This is a genomic window from Sphaerisporangium sp. NBC_01403 (assembly GCF_045040145.1).
Taxonomy (GTDB): Bacteria; Actinomycetota; Actinomycetes; order Streptosporangiales; family Streptosporangiaceae; genus Sphaerisporangium; species Sphaerisporangium viridialbum.
Genome location: NZ_CP109534.1, coordinates 6874144 through 6891338, shown reverse-complemented (window position 1 = coordinate 6891338; position 17195 = coordinate 6874144). Strand labels below are relative to the sequence as shown.

The window sequence follows — 17195 nt, the reverse complement described above, 5'->3', positions numbered from 1 at the left end:
TCGGACGCCGGAACACCTCGGGTAGAGGTGGGGGTATCGAGACCATTCGCTACGGGTATGAGCTGTTGAGGGGGAAAAGTAGAGATATGTCCGGTTGGGAGTGCCTGGCGATCCGTGTTCGCCGCCAGATCTGTGGCGGAGCCGACATCGGCAGGCGTCTCGACGTGTGGCACAATCGAGCAACGGGTGACCCCCGTACCCCCTCAAGAGACGACCGTCAACGACGACGGCCGCCGGGCGGCTACAGAAGCCTGGGCCTGCGTTCGCCTGCGGCGTCTACCGAAGGAATCCGTCCTTACGACACAGGGGTCGCTGTGGCAGTCACGCCGTTCTCCGCTTCTCTCGAATCACTCGATCTTGATCCCGTCTTCGCGATGCACCGCGGCGGCAAGCTCGAAATCCGATCGACCGTCCCGGTCCGCAACGCCGAAGACCTGTCGCTGGCCTACACGCCGGGCGTCGCCAGGGTCTGCACCGCGATCGCCGACCAGCCCGATCTCGTCAACGAGTACACCTGGGTCTCGAACGTCGTCGCCGTGGTCTCCGACGGCACGGCCGTGCTCGGCCTCGGCGACATCGGCCCGGCCGCCGCGATGCCCGTGATGGAGGGCAAGGCGCTGCTGTTCAAGCAGTTCGGCAACGTCGACGCCGTGCCCGTCTGCCTCGACTGCACCGACGTCGACGCCCTGGTGGAGACCGTCGTGCGGCTCGCGCCCTCGTTCGGCGGCATCAACCTGGAGGACATCAGCGCCCCCCGGTGCTTCGAGGTGGAGGACCGCCTGCGCGAGCTCCTCAGCATCCCGGTCTTCCACGACGACCAGCACGGCACCGCCATCGTGGTGCTCGCCGCCCTGCAGAACGCCGCCCGCCTGACCGGGCGCTCCCTCGGCGACCTGCGGGCAGTGGTCGCGGGCGCGGGAGCCTCCGGCGTGGCCGTCACCCGCATCCTGCTGAACGCCGGCATCGGCGACATCGCGGTCTCCGACTCCAAGGGCATGATCTACCAGGGCCGCGAAGGGTTGAACCCCTACAAGGAGGCGCTCGCCAGGGACACCAACCGCGGCGGGTTCACCGGCTCCACCGAGGAGGCGCTGGCCGGCGCCGACGTCTTCATCGGCCTGTCCGGCTCCACGCTGTCGGAGGCGGCCGTCGCGTCCATGGCCGGCGACTCGATCGTGTTCGCCCTGTCCAACCCGACGCCCGAGATCCTCCCCGAGGTCGCGCGCAGGCACGCCCGCGTCGTGGCCACCGGCCGCTCCGACTTCCCGAACCAGATCAACAACGTGCTGGCGTTCCCCGGGGTGTTCCGCGGCGCCCTCGACGTGCGGGCGTCGACGATCACCGAGAACATGAAGGTCGCCGCCGCCCACGCCCTCGCCGCCGTCGTCGGGGCCGAGGTGTCGGAGGACTACGTGATCCCGAGCCCGTTCGACGAGCGGGTCGCCCCCGCGGTCGTCGCCGCGGTCGCGAGCCAAGCCCGCCTCGACGGCGTGGCCCGCATCTAGCCAGACCGGCACACCGGGGCCCGCCGCGAGCGGGCCCCGTGCCACCTTCACGCGTGCGGCGGGCTCGCCGAGCCGCCGAAGTCGTCGAGGAAGCCGGCCGCGGCCGGCGGCCTGCGCGGAATCGGGCGGCGCAGGGCATGCACGCGACGCCGGGGAAGCGACCAGACGACCCCCCCGTCCCACAGCCGTACCGCCACGTGCCGCCCGACCTCCAGCCGCTCGCGGGGCGCCAGATGCGCGGGGTCCAGCCGTACGCGGATGATCTCCGCCCACGCGCACGTGCCGTACGGCATGGCCGCGAAGGTCGTTCTCACCCTCTCCACGGCCAGCTTCTCGGTGGCCGTGACCCCGCAGGCCGTCCACCCCGCCGGTTCGTGGCCCGTGTAGACATCCCAGTCGAAAAGGCTTGCCTTCGTCATGAGGTACCGCTCCTGGGGTCAAGTCTTGGGAATTCCCACACCATGTCACGCATCGTGCTATAACAAAAACCCTCCGTTACCTGCCGGACAAGGGTGTGCACGAAGGGCGTATGTGTGCGCAGGGGGCTTGCGGCGACCGGAGAGCCATTTCCATCCGTGCAAGCCTCCTGGGGGTCAAGAGCGATGCGACGCGAGCCCAACCTCCTCCTCCGGCACCTCATCGCCGAGGCGGCCTTCTCCCACAAGGGTCTGGCCCGCAGGCTCAACGACCTCGGAGCCGCCCGGGGCCTCACAGGGCTGAGGTACGACCACAGCTCGGTGTTGCGCTGGATGGGCGGCCAGCAGCCGCGCGATCCGGTGCCGACGCTCCTCGCGGAGATCTTCGCACTGAAACTCGGCCGGCCGGTGACTTCGGAGGACCTCGGTATGGCGGGGGGAGCCACGCCCCTCGACCTCGGACAGGAATTCACTCACTCGTGGCAGGAGGGTGTCGAGACCGTGACAGCACTATGGAGGGCGGACATGGAGAGGCGCAGGTTCCTGCTCGACTCCGCCTTCGCCGTCGGAGCGGGTTCGGCGGGAGCCCTGCGCTGGCTCACATTTCCCATGGAGGGCAAGCCCGAGGCCGCCGGTGTACGCAAGGTCGGCGCGCCCGACATCGCCGCCATCCGCGAGGTCACCCGCTCGTTCGGCGAGCTGGACAACCGCTTCGGCGGCGGCAGGGTGCGCTCCGCGGTCGTGAAATATCTCGACTCGGCGGTCGCGCCGCTGCTCAAGGACGGCGTGTACGGCGAGGCCACGGGCAGGGCGCTGGCCTCGGCCGCGGCCGAGGTGACCCGCCTGGCCGGCTGGATGGCCTACGACCTGGAGCAGCACGGCCTGGCGCAGCGCCATCTCATCCAGGCGCTGAGCCTGGCACGCGGCGCGGGCGACCACGGCTTCGGCGGGGAGATCCTCGCCGGCATGGCGCACCAAGCCATATATATAGGACAACCAAGGCATGCCCTCGATCTGGCCAGGGCGGCGCAGCTGTCCGCCCGCCGCGCGGAGGTCCCCTCGCTGCTCGCGGAGGCGTACGTGCTGGAGGCCCACGCCCACGCGGCGCTCTCCGACGGCGCGGCCTGCGCCCTCGCCCTCCACGAGGCCGACCTGGCGTTCGACCGCCGCCGTCCGGACGAGGAGCCCGAGTGGATCCGGTACTTCGACGAGGCGTATCTCGCGGCCAAGTACGCCCACTGCTTCAGGGATCTCGGAGACGGGGCGCAGGCCGTGCGGTACGCGCGCCGGTCGCTCGACATGGACGGGCGGTACGTGCGCGGGCGCATGTTCAACCTGTCCCTGCTCGCCTCGGCCCACGCCCTGCAGGGGGACGCCGAGGAGGCGAGCAGGGTGGGCACGTCCGCGCTCGACCTGGCGGCCGGCCTGCAGTCCGTACGGACGCGGTCGTACGTCGCCGACCTGCGCAAGAGGCTGGAGCCGCTCAGCGGTGACCCGGGCGTCGCGGCACTGGTCCAGCGCACCAGGGAGCTCGCGCCTGCGGCGTAGCCGGCTCGCACGCGGGGCGGCCCAGCAGGATCGCACGCGTACATGGGCGGAACGCGGCGCGGGGCCCGGCCGGAAGCCGGGCCCCGCTGTCTGGAACAGTGGCGTGTACCGCGTCAGCGGATCGAGCCGGACCAGAGGTTGGCGGCCTTGCTGTAGACCGCGTAGGTCTCGCCGTCGAAGTACGGCGAGGTGCTGAAGTCGTACCGGCCGTTGCCGTCGGAGTCGCCGATGAGGCTGGTGACACCGTTGATGTAGCCGAGACGCTTGGTGCTGCTGTACTTGGCGATCCACGGAGCACCGGCGGAGCCGCCGGTCATGGAGCACTTGATGGCGATCTGCGCCTCGGCCTTGTAGGCGGCCGTGACGCCGGCGGGCTTGGTCTTGCCGTAGCACCACTTCGGCGTGACCCCGGTGTACGGCCGGTCGCCGTCGGGGTGCTTGCCGGCGGGGTAGCCGAAGACGTAGACCGGCTCGCCGATCTTCTGGTTCCACGCGAAGCCCTGGCCGCCGACGTTGTCACCGAGGCGACCGGCGTCCTTCCAGGTGTTCACGTTGATGCCGTTGTAGACCGTGACGAACGCGTAGTCGCTGTCGTAGTCCTCGTAGACCGAGAAGTCGTAGTGCGTGTACGCCGACTTGCCGACGTAGATGCCCCACGGGGACTTGCCCTGGTAGTAACCGGGGACGAAGACCCAGTGGTCGAGGGTGTCGCGGTTGCGGTCGGTGTCGTAGACGCAGTGACCGGCGGTCGCCACGAGGTTGTGGTACTTCGACTGGACCGACGACGCCGAACACCAGTACGGCTTGCCGTGGACGCGGAAGAACACCTTGCCGATGGTCTTGGGCAGGTTGACGTTCTTCACCTTGGTCGGAGTGATCTTCTCCTGCCCGATCGGCGGGACGGAACCGGTCTTTCCGTCGGGAGCGGCGTCGCTCCCGCCGAACTTGACCTTGCCCTTGACCGAATCGTCGTTGGAGTAGCGGGTCGCGGCCTTCAGCTGCTTACCGCCGCTCGCGCTCCAGAACTTCGCGGTGTCGTTCGCCTTCGACTTGCTGGAGGCGAGGGAGACGTTCGTCGGCTGGGGCTTGGCCGTGGCCTCAGCGGACGAGGTGAGGGCAGCGCCGACCATTCCGGTGGCGGTGACGGCGGCCCCGAGGGGGAGGATGAGGCGTTTTGCTCGGGTATACATATAACTCCTCTTGTTCTGACATGGAACATCACTTATGTCCCATGCGTCCCAAAGGGGATTCTCCGAGCCTATGTGATTTCTTTACCTCCTCCATATATCCGCGCCCCAAAAACGGACATATGGGCATTCACTGGGATTTCACGATAGGGGAACCTCACTGCGAGGTGAGATTGAAAGTGCGAAGGGCCCGGCCGGAGCCGGGCCCTCGTCACGTCGTGCTCAGGGTGTCACTTGCCGATCTTGCCGGAGGCGAGGTTGGACGCCGCGGAGTAGATCGAGTAGGTCTCGCTGTCGAAGTACGGCGAGGTGGCGAAGTCGAAGCGGCCGTTGCCGTCGGTGTCGCCGACCAGGCTGGTCACGCCGTTGATGTAGCCGAGACGCTTGGTGCTGCTGTACTGCGCGATCCACGGGCCGCCCGAGGCGCCGGCGGTCATGGAGCACTTGAGGGCGATCTGCGCCTCGGCCTTGAACCCGGAGACGGGGCCCGCAGCGGAGGTCTTGCCGTAGCAGTACTTCGGCGTCTGGCCGGTGAAGGGCTGGTCACCGTCGGGGTGCTTGCCGGCGGGGTAGCCGAAGGCGTAGACCGTCTGGCCGATCTTCTGGTTCCAGCTGAAGCCCTGGCCGCCGACGTTGTCGCCCAGGCGGCCGACGTCCTTCCAGGTCCTCGCCTCGACACCGTTGTACACGGTGACGAAGGCGTAGTCGCTGTCGAAGTCCTCGTAGTTGGCGAAGTCGAAGTGCGTGTACGCCGACTTGCCGACGTAGATGCCCCACGGGGACTTGCCCTGGTAGTAACCGGGGATGAAGACCCAGCGGTCGAGGGTGTCGCGGTTGGCATCGGTGTCGTAGACGCAGTGGCCCGCGGTGGCGACCAGGTTGCGGTACTTGCCCTGGATCGACGAGCCGGAGCACCAGTAGGTCTTGCCGTCGAGACGGAAGAACACCTTGCCGATGGTCTTGGGCAGGTTGACGTTCTTCACCTTGGTGGGGGTGATCTTCTCCTGCCCGATGGGCGGGACGACGCCGGTCTTGCCGTCGGGGGCGGCGTCGCCGCCACCCAGCTTGATCTTGCCCTGGACGGCGGCGTCGGAGGTGAACTTGGTGGCGGACTTGAGCGACTTGCCGTCACTCGCCGTCCAGAACTTGACGGTGTCCATGGCGGCGGCCTGGGTGGTGGACAGGCCGTCCGAGGCCGGCGCGGCCGCGGAGGCGGTCGCAGCGCTGGTGAGGGATGCCGCGATCATGCCGGTGGCGACGGCGACGCCACCGAGAGGAAGCATGAGGCGCTTGACTCGGGTGTTCAATGAGACTCCTTGTTCTGCCGCAGGAGGTGACTCCTGCCCCACTCGTCCCAAAAGGGACAGTACGAACCTATCGGTCTGATCATGAGGAATGGGTCGCAAGCCTCAGCGGCGCGTCGGCCGTACGGCGGCCCGCGAAGACGGCCGCTCTCCGGCCACGCACAGGTGGAAACGGTCCAACGGACCTCTCACGCGCGGGCCGGAAAGCATGGCTTTCCTGGGCGATGTGACGTATATCACTCGATTTTCGGTAAACCGCCCGCGAAAAGGCGCAGGGCCCGGCACACGTGCCGGGCCCTGCTGTGTCTAGCTGTGCTGCGCTCTAGCTGGCTGGAACGTCAGGCCTTGGTGACGAGGTCGCCATCGGAGGTGACGATCTTGCCGGACCAGAGGTTGGCGGCCGACTTGTAGATCGAGTAGGTCTCGGCGTCGAAGTACGGCGAGGTGCTGAAGTCGATCCGGCCGTTGGCGTCGGCGTCGCCGATGAGGCTGGTGACACCGTTGATGTAGCCGAGGCGCTTGGTGCTGCTGTACTTCAGGATCCACGGCGCACCGGAGGAGCCGGCCGTCATGGAGCACTTCAGGCCGATCTGGGCCTCCGCCTTGAACGCGGCGGCCGGCTTGGCGGCGAAGGTCTTGCCGTAGCACCACTTCGGCGTGACACCGGTGAAGGGCTGGTCACCGTCCGGGTGCTTGCCCGCGGGGTAACCGAAGACGTAGACCGGCTGGCCGACCTTCTGGTTCCAGGTGAAGCCCTGGCCGCCGACGTTGTCGCCCAGGCGACCCGCGTCCTTGTAGTACTCGATGACGTAGACGGTCTTGATGTACTTGGTGCTGCTGCCCTTTTCGACCGCGTACACCAGGAAGTAGCGCGTGATGGTGTAGGCGTGGTCCTCGATCTTCTTGTAGCCGGGACCGCTGTACTTGTTGTACTCCTCCTCGCTGACGATCTTCTTTTCCGTCAGCGAGGGGTCCTGGTGGAAGTTCTGGGTCGCCGGGACCGAGGCGGCCTTGTCGTACTCGTCCTTGGTGACTTCCTTGCTGGCGATGCTCGCGTCCTTGGTGCCCCAGGGCACGACCTTCTCGGTTCCCGTGGTCTCGATGCGGACCGGAGCCTTGTCGCCGAACTCGTCCTTGAGCTTGTTGTACTCCTTCTCCGTGATCACCACGTCGTCGGTGTACTTGTAGCCCTGCCACTTGTCGTACGTGTCCTTGGTGACAGCCTTCTCACCGGCGTACGAGATGCCGTTGTAGACCGTGACGAACGCGTAGTCGCTGTCGTAGTCCTCGTACACCGCGAAGTCGTAGTGGGTGTAGGCGGCCTTGCCGACGTAGATGCCCCAGGGGGACTTGCCCTGGTAGTAACCGGGGATGAAGACCCAGTTGTCGAGCGCACCGTTCTGGACACCCTCGTCGAACACGCAGTGTCCGGCGGTGGCGACCAGGTTGTGGTACTTGCTCTGCACCGAGGACGCGGAGCACCAATACTCCTTGTCGCCCACCGTGAAGAAGACCTTACCGATGGTCTTCGGCAGGTTGACGTTCTTCACCTTGGTGGGGGTGACCTTCTCCTGGCCGATCGGCGGGACAACGCCGGCCTTGCCGTCGGGGGCGGCGTCGCCACCACCGAGCTTGACCTTGCCCGACACCTGCTGGCTGCCCTTGAACTGCTCGGCGCCCTTGAGAGCCGCGGAGCCCTTCTGGGTCCAGAAGTCCACGACCTTCTGCGCGTTGCTGGCGGAGGCCAGCGACACGACCTTCTTCTGGGGCGCGGTCGCCGCGTTGGCCGAGGTGACCAGGGTGGCGCCGATCATGCTGGTGGCGGCGATGGCGCCACCCAGCGGGAGGGCGAGACGCTTGACTCGGGTGTTCAAGGAAACTCCTTGGGCTGTCGTGGAACGCATCTTGCGTCCCATGCGTCAGTAAAGGGATAACCAGAAGATAGCGAGAAGATCTTGGTCTGTGGGGGCGATTCGAGGGGAATTTTGACCTTCGCCCGGGCGTGACCTTTTCGTAACCCTTTGGCTAGGCGGACAGCTCCTGTCAGACCCGTGCAAGCAACGGTCTTACTCGCAGATCAGGGCGGTTCTGGACCGAGTGGTTCCAATGTGGTGTGAGTGAACCGCCACCGCCCTTCATGGTGGCGAGTGTGACGCAGATCACACAGGACCGATGGAGCCGAATCGGGGTCCGGCTACGTCTAAGTGGCTCTCGCCGAGCCGAACCCGTCCGAACCGGCCGCCGTGGCGTGGGCTCGGGAGCCACATCTTGATCCACAGAGTCGCGGTCCTCTTACGCACAGTGCGGATCGCCGCCCCGCGAAGGCGTCGTCTTCTCGCCTCGCGAGCCGCCGGCCGCCCGGAAGGCCGCCATCGGCATCCCTCCGTCGCACACAGAACCGACGGCCGTGTGGAACGGACGGCCGTGTGGAACGGACGGCCGCACGGACCGACGGCCATGAGGAACCGAGGCGCTCCTGGAGCTGCCCGCTGACGGCTCTCTGTGCGCCCCTCAGATCTACGGACGGTCGTGCGAGCCCGCCCAGGCACGGAATCAGGAAGCCCTGACAACGCAGAACAGGGCCCGGCACGAATGCCGGGCCCTGCTAGGACTGCTGTTGCTCTAGCTGGCTAGAACGTCAGGCCTTGGTGACGAGGTCGCCGTCCTTGGTGACGATCGAGCCGGACCAGAGGTTGGCGGCCGACTTGTAGATCGAGTAGGTCTCGGCGTCGAAGTACGGCGAGGTGGCGAAGTCGATCCGGCCGTTGCCGTCAGCGTCACCGATGAGGCTGGTGACACCGTTGATGTAGCCGAGACGCTTCGTGCTGCTGTACTTGAGGATCCAGGGGCCACCGGAGGAGCCGGCGGTCATGGAGCACTTGAGGCCGATCTGGGCCTCGGCCTTGAACTTCGCAGCCGCGGCGGCGGCGAAGGTCTTGCCGTAGCACCACTTCGGCGTGACACCGGTGAAGGGCTGGTCGCCGTCCGGGTGCTTGCCCGCGGGGTAACCGAAGGCGTAGACCGGCTGACCGACCTTCTGGTTCCAGGTGAAGCCCTGGCCGCCGACGTTGTCGCCCAGGCGACCCGCGTCCTTGTAGTACTCGATGACGTAGGCGAGCTTGAAGTACTTCGTCGTCGAGGACTTCTTCACCCAGTACGAAAGGTAGTAGTGGGTGATGGTGTACGCGTGGTCCTCGATCTTCTTGTAGCCGGGGCCGGTGTACGCGTTGTACTCGGCCTCGCTGACGATGACCTTCTCGACGCGGTGCGACTGGTGGTAGTTCTGGTTCTTGGGAACCGAAGCGGCCTTGTCGTACTCGTCCTTGGTGACTTCCTTACGGGCCCGGGTGCCATCCTTGGTGCCCCAGGGCAGGACAGTCTCGGCAGTGGAGCTCTCCGTGGTGACCGGAGCGTTCTCGATGCCGAACTCGTCGACGAGCTTGTTGTACTCGGTCTCCGAGATCTCCTGCTTGTCAATGAACTTGTAGCCCTGCCAGCCGTCGTAGGTCGTCTTGGAGACGGCCTTCTCACCGGCGTACGCGATGCCGTTGTAGACCGTGACGAACGCGTAGTCGCTGTCGTAGTCCTCGTACACCGCGAAGTCGTAGTGGGTGTAGGCGGCCTTGCCGACGTAGATGCCCCAGGGGGACTTGCCCTGGTAGTAACCGGGGATGAAGACCCAGTTGTCGAGCGCACCGTTCTGGACACCCTCGTCGAACACGCAGTGTCCGGCGGTGGCGACCAGGTTGTGGTACTTGCTCTGCACCGAGGACGCGGAGCACCAGTACTCCTTGTCGCCCACCGTGAAGAAGACCTTACCGATGGTCTTCGGCAGGTTGACGTTCTTCACCTTGGTGGGGGTGACCTTCTCCTGGCCGATCGGCGGGACAACGCCGGCCTTGCCGTCGGGGGCGGCGTCGCCACCACCGAGCTTGACCTTGCCCGACACCTGCTGGCTGCCCTCGAAGGAGGCGGCGGCCTTCAGGTTGGCACCACCGTTGGCGGTCCAGAAGTTGCTGATCTTCTGAGCGCCAGAAGCGGACGCGAGGGACACGACCTTCTTCTGGGGCGCAGTCGCCGCGTTGGCCGAGGTGACCAGGGTGGCGCCGATCATGCTGGTGGCGGCGATGGCGCCACCGATCGGGAGGGCGAGACGCTTAACTCGGGTGTTCAAGGAAACTCCTGGGCCTGTCGTGGAACGCATCTTGCGCCCCATGCGTCAGTAAAGGGATAACCAGGAAGATACAGAGAAGATCTTGTCTGCGGTAACCGGAACCGTGGCGATTTTTCGCGTTCGTCCCCACGTGATCGTTCCGTGATCGCCAAATCGGATGACATCGGCAGTCAAGTCACGGCAAGTCATCGCTATTCCCGCAGATCAGGGCACTGGTGTGACAAACGGTCCAGATGTGGTGTGAGTGAACCGCTCCGGACAGTGCCGACATCAGTGTGACGCAGATCACACCACTTGAGTGGAGCCGAATCGGCGAGTGGCTACGTCTAACGGCTCCACAGGTCCGCCGAATCGGACATAACGGACAGGTGGGCGGCTCCCTTCGGCATGGAACGGGCCAGTGGCCGGAAAGTGTTCTCTCGGGGAACGGACAGAAGCCGGACGGTTGCCGCCGAGGCGCCGCAACGCGAGAGGGGCCCGGCATCCGCCGGGCCCCTCTCGGTGTGTCAGGTCTCGATGCTTCTCAGTCGGTCTTCTGGCGGGCGGCGTAGGAGTACACGAGATAGGTCGCCGTGTTGAAGTACGGAGAGGACACGCCCTCGTTGCGGCCGTTGCCGTCCAGATCCCACGTGAGGCTGTTCACGCCGTTCAGGTAGCCGATGCGCCGTGAGGGGCTGTACTTGATCAACCAAGGGCCGCCGCTGGCCCCGGCCGTGAAGCCGCAGCCGTTGAAGAAGACACCGTTGTCCAGATCCCACTTCTCCGTGGCGATCTTTCTGGTGGCCCGGGTAAGGCACGACACCATCGTGAGGCCGTCGTACGGCCGGCTGAGGTCGGGATGGGGGCCCGCGGGGTACCCGAACGCGTAGGCGGCGACGACGTACCCCCTGTTCCAGGCGAAGCCCTGGCCGCCGACCTGGCTCTCCAGGCGTCCGGTGTCGACGGTCTTGTACACCGGCTGGCCCTTGGCGTCCTTCTTGGCGACGCCGTTCGCGTCCTTGTCGGTGTCCCAGCGGTAGCCGTGGTGGACGGTCACGAAGGCGTAGTCGAAGTCGTAGTCGCCGGTCGCCGCGTACGTGTCGTTGATGTGCAGCGTGTGCCCGACGTAGATGCCGTACGGCGTCGCCCCGTTGCCGGTGTAGGAGGGGATGAACACCCAGTACTCGACCGGCTTGCCGGTCTTGACGTCGTAGGCGCAGTGACCCGCCGTGGCGACGACGTTCCCGTACTTGGAGTGCACGGACGAGGCCGAGCACCAGTACTCGGTGGCGCCGTTGCGGAAGAACACCTTCCCCACCGTCGGAGGGAGGTTGACGTTCTTGGTCCTGACGGTCTTGACCGTCTTGGGCGGGGCCGCCCCCGCGACGGCGGTCGTCTTGCTGTTGGGGGCCTTGGTCGAGGTGCTCGCCTCGGCCGCGGCCGGGGCGAGCGTGGTGGCGGGGCTGCTGGGGCTCGCCGAGGCGGTTCCGGTGGTGCTGGGCGCCGCCGTCTTGGGCGCGTAGCCGCTGGCGTTCTTCAACCGGTCGGGCGTCCACCAGTCGACGACCTTCTGCAGGTCCGCGTCGGTCTGCGCCAGTGGAAGGGTCGTGATGCCCGCGGGGGCCGACTCGCTCGCGGCCAGCGCCTGCGCGAGCCCCGGGCCCGCGGACAGGAACACACTGGCGGTCGCGAGGGCGCCGCAGAATGTGAGCGCGATCCGCTTCGCTCGGGGTGGCATTTCGTACCTTCCACTGATCAGAAGAGTGCAGACAACGGTGAAGGGCGATTTTTCCAGATCAACTAACTATCGGCACCGTACTTGGCTGACCTGGATTCACTTCGTTATCGGATGGGTGATCGGGTCGTCGAACGAGTACGCCGGTAGGGGGCCGGACATGCGGCCGGCCCCCTACCCTGCCGTGGCTCGCGTCAGCTGGTCGTAAGCTTCCCGGTCCACAGGTTGGCGGAGTACTTGTAGATGCCGTAGGTGTCGCTGTTGAAGTACGGCGTCGTGATGTGGTCGTAGCGGCCGTTGCCGTCGGTGTCCAGAGTCAGGCTCACGACACCGTTGAGGTAACCGGTGCGCTTGCTGCTCTTGTACTCGATCAGGAACGGACCACCGGTGGCGCCCGGGGTGAAGGCGCACTTGATGGCGAGCTGCTCCTCGGCCTTGTACTTGGGAACAGCGGGAGCGGCGGCGGTCTGGCCGTAGCACCACTTCATGGTCTCGCCGGTGTAGGCCTTGTTGCCGTCGAGGTGCGCGGAGGTCGGGTAGCCGAAGCTGAACTGCTTCGCCTTCGTGCTCCGGTTCCAGGTGAAGCCCTGGCCGCCGACGTTGTCACCGAGACGGCCCGCGTCCACGAACGTCTTGATGTGGAAGACCGTCTTGTAGTACTTGACCGTGGTGGTCTTCTTCACCCAGTACTTCACGTAGTAGTGGGTGATGGTGTAGGCCGAGTCGACGATCTTCTTGTAGCCGGGGCCGGTGTACTTGTTGTACGTGACCTCGTCCACGATCTCCGTGGCGGTCTTGCCCGGCGCCTTGGCGTAGTTGACCTTGGCGTCGGCCGCGGGAGCCTTGTCGTACTCGTCCTTGGTGACCTCCTTGACGACGCGCTGGCCGCCGGCGGTGCCCCAGGGGAGGACGGTCTCGGAACCAGTGGACTTCGACCAGGCGTCGGCGGTCTCGCCGCCCTTCTCGTCGACCTTCTTCTGGTACTCGTTCTGGGTGATCTCTTCGTCATTGGCCCACTTCGGACCCTTGTACGCGTCGTACTCGCTCTTGGCGACGATCTTCTCGCCGGTCTGCTTGACGCCGTTGTAGACGTTGACGAAGGCGTAGTCGTAGTCGTAGTCCTCGTAGACCGTGAAGTCGTGGTGGAGGTTGACCTTCGCGCCGACGTAGACGCCCCACGGCGCCTTGCCCTGGTAGTAACCGGGGATGAAGACGAAGTTGTCGACGTACTTGTTCTTGTCGGTGTCGTAGACGCAGTGGCCCGCCGTGGCGACGAGGTTGCGGTACTTCGACTGGACCGAGCTGCCGGAGCACCAGTACGGCTTGCCGTCGACCTGGAAGAACACCTTGCCCACGTTGGTGGGGAGGTTGACGTTCTTCGACTTGCCGGCGGTCTTGCCGCCGGCACCGGTCGGGGCGATGGAGCCGGCCTTGCCGTCGGCGGAGGCCTTGCTCGTGCTCTTCTTCAGCTTGCCGGAGTGCGAGGAGTCCTCGAGGTAGCTCTTCGCGGACTTCAGCTTGCTGGGCGTCCAGGACCCCGCGATGGCCTTCGCGTCGGTCCCGTTCGCCAGCGAGCCCGACTTGACGGGAGTCGGCTTGGCCTGCGCGCTGGCAGAGGTGGAGAGAGTCGCGCCGATCATGCCGGTGGCGACGATCGCACCACCGAGAGGGAGGATGAGGCGCTTTGCTCGGGTGTTCATTGAGCTCCTTCTTTGTCATGGGATGCCCGGGAAGGTCCCACGCTTACGTAAAGAGACAGCACAGACCGTACTCCGGCGATCTTGCTCACTAGGCCCCAAATCGGACAAAAGTGGATGTCCGTTACCGGCTTGTTATGAAACTGGTGGAACCGGAGAGATACCTGATACGTCCAACTTCGCTCTTCGATCATGGTTGGGCGCTTGATCGGCAGACACGCCTGCGGAAGGTGGGTTACCGCTCCACGCCATGCGAAATCGGGGGATGCACATGCGACGTCTCTTCACCGGCCTGACCTGCGCGGACCTGTCTCCAGGAGCGGGTCTGCCCCTGCGTGCGGGCCTGCCCTTTAGGGCGGCACTGTCGCTGTCGCTGGGGGTGGCCCTGTCCGTGGGAGTGGTCGCCCCATCGGGCGCGGCCGCCGCTTCGATCCCGAGGCCGTTCCCCGGAGGCCCGGCCGCCCACTCCGCGGCGTGGCATCCGGTCAGGGGGATAAGCCGGGCGCTCCTGCTCACGATCGCCAAGGGCGAGTCGGCGACGCCCTCCGACCGCGTCGTGCTCCTGCAGTGCGGGTCGCCCGGCGGCACGCATCCCCGGGCGACGGAGGCCTGCCGGCTGCTCGACCCCGTCAAGGGAGACCTCGGCGACCTCAAGACCTCATCGGACGCCAGGTGCGCCAGGCACTACGAGCCGATGACGGTCTCCGCGTCCGGCATGTGGGACGGCCACCACCTCTACTTCGAGCGCACCTTCGGCAACTCCTGCGAACTCCACGCCTACACCGGCGCCGTCTTCAACTTCTGACGTAGGTCAATTCGCGGCGCTATTAGTGATCTGAGGATCATGATTGGGGCAACTCACGCTTGGGGTGCCAGGGCCAGTGGCCCTCTAGTTCTACCTCCAGGGAGAAGCTGAGGAAGGTTCTCACCAGGACGATGGCGGCGAGGACGCCGACGCTCTGGAACGTCGGGGAGATGGCCACCGTACGGATGATGTCTCCGGCGACGAGGAACTCCAGACCCAGGAGGATCGCCCGGCCGAGGGTCTGGCGGTAGCGCCGGTAGGCGTCGTGAGGCGGCCGGCGGTGCAGCAGTTCGTGGCCGAAGACGCCGCTCGCCAGCAGTGCCCCGACGACGATCACCCCCACGCCGACGAGGTCTACGGCCTTCCCCGCTGCTTCGACGACAGAGACGAACTCCACGGACATCTCCTCGCATCCGGCCGTCTGATGGCGCCAAGTTCGTCGACGAGGAGGGCGTGGTCTCCTACTCTCGGTCTGAAGAGGAGACCTTCCAGGGCGAGCGCCTATGAAACTTCTCGGCTTTCGAAGGGCGGTGGATCTGCGCGCGGTGATCGACGTCAGAGGGCGAGGTGGGTGCGTGGGGCACTGTCCAGCTTGCCCAGGGTCGCGGGGTGCAGGCTCCCGATCCAGGTGCCCAGTCGGTCGACGGCGACCGCTCGGAGTTGTTCTGCCTGTGCCTTCGAGTCGACAGTGAGCCCGCATTCGTCGGCAGGTAGCAGGACCTGGAAGGAGAAGACGCGATCGACAAAGGTCACCCCAGCCAAGATGGTCTCCAGCCTGCGGCGGACCTTGCTCGGGTGTCGGGTGTCCTCGATGACGTGCCGGAGCCCTGCCGCTGCTGGTCAGTCCGCTTTCCAGAGGTACGACATGGGGAGGGATGTGAGGCGGTCGCCGAAGGGGAGGGGGGTGTCGGTGAAGCTGAGGACTACGCCGTGGATGAAGTCGTCGCCGAGTGCGTCTCTCAGTTTCTTCAGGTGGGTGAAGTCCTTGCCGGTGACCGTGAGGGCCGTCTTGACCTCGATCGCCACGACGCGGCCGTCCGGGGCCTCGGCGATGATGTCTATCTCGGATCCGTCGCGGTCGCGGAAGTGATGGAGGTCCATCCGCGTCCGTGACCAGCCGACTTGCTTGCGTAGCTCGTTGACGGCGAAAGTTTCGCCGAGCGGGCCTCTTCTCTTGTCCTCGGGGCGCAGGAGCCCTGTGGCGTCGGCGCCCAGCAGATGGCTCGCCAGACCGGTGTCCGTCAGATAGGACTTCGGTCGCTTCTTCGCGCGATTGGTGAAGTTGCGCGACCACGCCGGCAGCTCGTGAACCAGGTAGGTCATCCGCAAGAAGCCGCTGTAGGCGTCAACCGTGTCCCGAGCCAGTCCTGTGTCCGCGTGGAGTTGGGAAGTCACCAGTTCGTTCGCCGTGCGGGCGGCAAGAAGCCGGAGAAGACGAGGTAGCTCGCCGGCTCTCTTGGCTCCGGTGAGATCGGCGATGTCGCGTTGGGTAACCGTGCGGACCAGGCTGTCGAACCATGGGCCGCGGTCATCGGCGTGCATTCTGACCGCTTCTGGAAAGCCTCCCGTGCAGATGGCATCCAGATAGTCCTCACGCCGGAGTTCGGAACGGGGGCCTTCGCGCAGGCTTTCCGGCTCCTGGAAGACCCGGTCAAGGAAGGCGTCGGGCTCTTCTCTCAGCTCTCCCTGGGAGAAGGGCCAGAGGTCGAAGAAGACGGCCCGCCCCGCGAGAGATTCGGACAGTCCAGGCACCGACAGGAAGTCGGCCGATCCCGTCAGGAGATACTGGCCTGGGGTATTGTCGCTGTCCACCTGCAGCTTGATGGCACGTATCAGAGCATCGCCGGCAAGCTGCACTTCGTCGATGCCCCTCGGGGGATCGCCTGCCGTGACGAAACCGAGCGGATCAACGAGGGCCGCTGCCAGGGTCTCGTCTCTGTCCAACTGCCTGAATGTCCCCCGGGTCCCCAGCAACTCCTTGGCCAAGGTCGTCTTGCCAACCTGGCGAGGGCCACCCACGATGACGACACGGTAAGCGCCGATGGCACGTTCGATCCGAGCCTTCAACCGCCGCCGAATCTGATCCGACATACCTTCTGACCTCGCCAACCCCAAAGCCGCGGGCATCCTACTCTGCAGTTTGCCAGAGACCTGGTAGTCATTTCGCGGAATCCCAAGTAGTGACTTTGACGATCACGAGTGAGAAGCAACCGAGATGAGAGGGCGGAGCCGGGCCGGTCGGGCCTCGGCGTTCTCGGTAGCCGGCCAGGGAGCCGGCGGCTCGTTGATCAGGGGTGCAGGGGCAGGCCCTTGAGGGTTTTGTCTATGGCGTTGCGGGGGCCGTAGACGGCGAGGCCGACGAGGTTCAGGGCGTCGGCGGTGACCGCCCGGACGGCGGCGCGGTTGTCCTCGTCGTGGCCGGTCTTGAACATCTCCTCGATGTAGACCGCCGTGGAGAGCCCTCGGCTGAGGGCGCGGGTGTGCACGCTGGTGAGCCCCTCGGCGTCGGCCGAGTAGATGAGCACCGGCTGGCGGAACATCGCGAGGTAGGCGTTGCCGGAATCGTCCGCGTACGGCTCGCCTATGACGTCTTCGGCCCCGCCGGCCACGGCGCTCGCCAGGAACGCGGTCACGTTGAGCTTCTGCCAGACGGCCAGATCCTCCCGGACCACGATGCCGATCTTCGTGTCGAAACGCATGTTCGCAGCTTGGCGGGATGCGATGCGGCCTGTCTTGTACGGCGGTGCGGCGTCCGCTCGCCGTAACGCAGAGCGTCGGTCCTTGATCTGGGGGTGCGGGCGCGGGAGGCTGGCCGTCGCTCAAACGTCATGCGTAAATCGGGGGA

At 66.0% G+C, this 17195-nt stretch carries 14 protein-coding genes; 3 read left to right on the top strand and 11 right to left on the bottom strand.

Annotated features, from left to right (window positions below; genetic code table 11):
- Positions 1–374: 374 nt before the first annotated feature.
- The gene (locus OG589_RS30760) at positions 375–1505 is read left to right on the top strand and encodes an NADP-dependent malic enzyme (RefSeq protein WP_405152163.1); all 1131 of its coding nucleotides are present in this window, start codon (positions 375–377) and stop codon (positions 1503–1505) included.
- A gap of 47 nt (positions 1506–1552) precedes the next feature.
- Here OG589_RS30760 and OG589_RS30755 read toward each other — a convergent pair whose 3' ends face one another.
- Positions 1553–1924, bottom strand: a complete 372-nt coding sequence (locus OG589_RS30755) for a hypothetical protein (RefSeq protein ID WP_405141418.1) — start codon at positions 1922–1924, stop codon at positions 1553–1555.
- Positions 1925–2107: 183 nt separating this feature from the next.
- Here OG589_RS30755 and OG589_RS30750 point away from each other — a divergent pair, with 183 nt between their 5' ends.
- Positions 2108–3469: a hypothetical protein gene (locus OG589_RS30750; protein ID WP_405141417.1), complete on the top strand. Its 1362-nt coding sequence runs from the start codon at positions 2108–2110 to the stop codon at positions 3467–3469.
- Between the two features lie 113 nt (positions 3470–3582).
- On the opposite strand, the gene OG589_RS30745 is transcribed toward OG589_RS30750, so the two are convergent.
- From OG589_RS30745 to OG589_RS30720, 6 genes are all read right to left on the bottom strand, one after another.
- Positions 3583–4659, bottom strand: a complete 1077-nt coding sequence (locus OG589_RS30745; RefSeq protein WP_405141416.1) for a trypsin-like serine peptidase — start codon at positions 4657–4659, stop codon at positions 3583–3585.
- A 227-nt stretch (positions 4660–4886) separates the two neighbouring features.
- Complete coding sequence (locus tag OG589_RS30740; protein ID WP_405141415.1) at positions 4887–5963, bottom strand: trypsin-like serine peptidase; 1077 nt, start codon at positions 5961–5963, stop codon at positions 4887–4889.
- A gap of 335 nt (positions 5964–6298) precedes the next feature.
- The gene (locus OG589_RS30735; protein ID WP_405141414.1) at positions 6299–7834 is read right to left on the bottom strand and encodes a trypsin-like serine peptidase; all 1536 of its coding nucleotides are present in this window, start codon (positions 7832–7834) and stop codon (positions 6299–6301) included.
- A gap of 764 nt (positions 7835–8598) precedes the next feature.
- Positions 8599–10134, bottom strand: a complete 1536-nt coding sequence (locus OG589_RS30730; RefSeq protein ID WP_405141412.1) for a trypsin-like serine peptidase — start codon at positions 10132–10134, stop codon at positions 8599–8601.
- Positions 10135–10657: 523 nt separating this feature from the next.
- On the bottom strand, positions 10658–11851 hold the full coding sequence (locus OG589_RS30725) for a trypsin-like serine peptidase (protein WP_405141410.1): 1194 nt from the start codon (positions 11849–11851) through the stop codon (positions 10658–10660).
- A gap of 191 nt (positions 11852–12042) precedes the next feature.
- The gene (locus OG589_RS30720; protein WP_405141409.1) at positions 12043–13548 is read right to left on the bottom strand and encodes a trypsin-like serine peptidase; all 1506 of its coding nucleotides are present in this window, start codon (positions 13546–13548) and stop codon (positions 12043–12045) included.
- A gap of 268 nt (positions 13549–13816) precedes the next feature.
- Between OG589_RS30720 and OG589_RS30715 the strand changes: the two genes are divergently transcribed.
- Positions 13817–14350, top strand: a complete 534-nt coding sequence (locus OG589_RS30715; RefSeq protein ID WP_405141408.1) for an SSI family serine proteinase inhibitor — start codon at positions 13817–13819, stop codon at positions 14348–14350.
- 37 nt (positions 14351–14387) lie between these two features.
- Here OG589_RS30715 and OG589_RS30710 read toward each other — a convergent pair whose 3' ends face one another.
- From OG589_RS30710 to OG589_RS30695, 4 genes are all read right to left on the bottom strand, one after another.
- Positions 14388–14753, bottom strand: coding sequence for a DUF1622 domain-containing protein (locus tag OG589_RS30710; protein WP_405141406.1), 366 nt, complete (start codon positions 14751–14753; stop codon positions 14388–14390).
- A 152-nt stretch (positions 14754–14905) separates the two neighbouring features.
- A complete protein-coding gene (locus OG589_RS30705) occupies positions 14906–15103 on the bottom strand; it encodes a type II toxin-antitoxin system PemK/MazF family toxin (RefSeq protein ID WP_405141404.1) in 198 nt (65 codons plus the stop codon).
- A gap of 87 nt (positions 15104–15190) precedes the next feature.
- On the bottom strand, positions 15191–16441 hold the full coding sequence (locus tag OG589_RS30700; RefSeq protein WP_405141403.1) for an ATP-binding protein: 1251 nt from the start codon (positions 16439–16441) through the stop codon (positions 15191–15193).
- A gap of 197 nt (positions 16442–16638) precedes the next feature.
- A complete protein-coding gene (locus OG589_RS30695; protein ID WP_405141401.1) occupies positions 16639–17049 on the bottom strand; it encodes a DUF2000 family protein in 411 nt (136 codons plus the stop codon).
- Between the last annotated feature and the right edge of the window lie 146 nt (positions 17050–17195).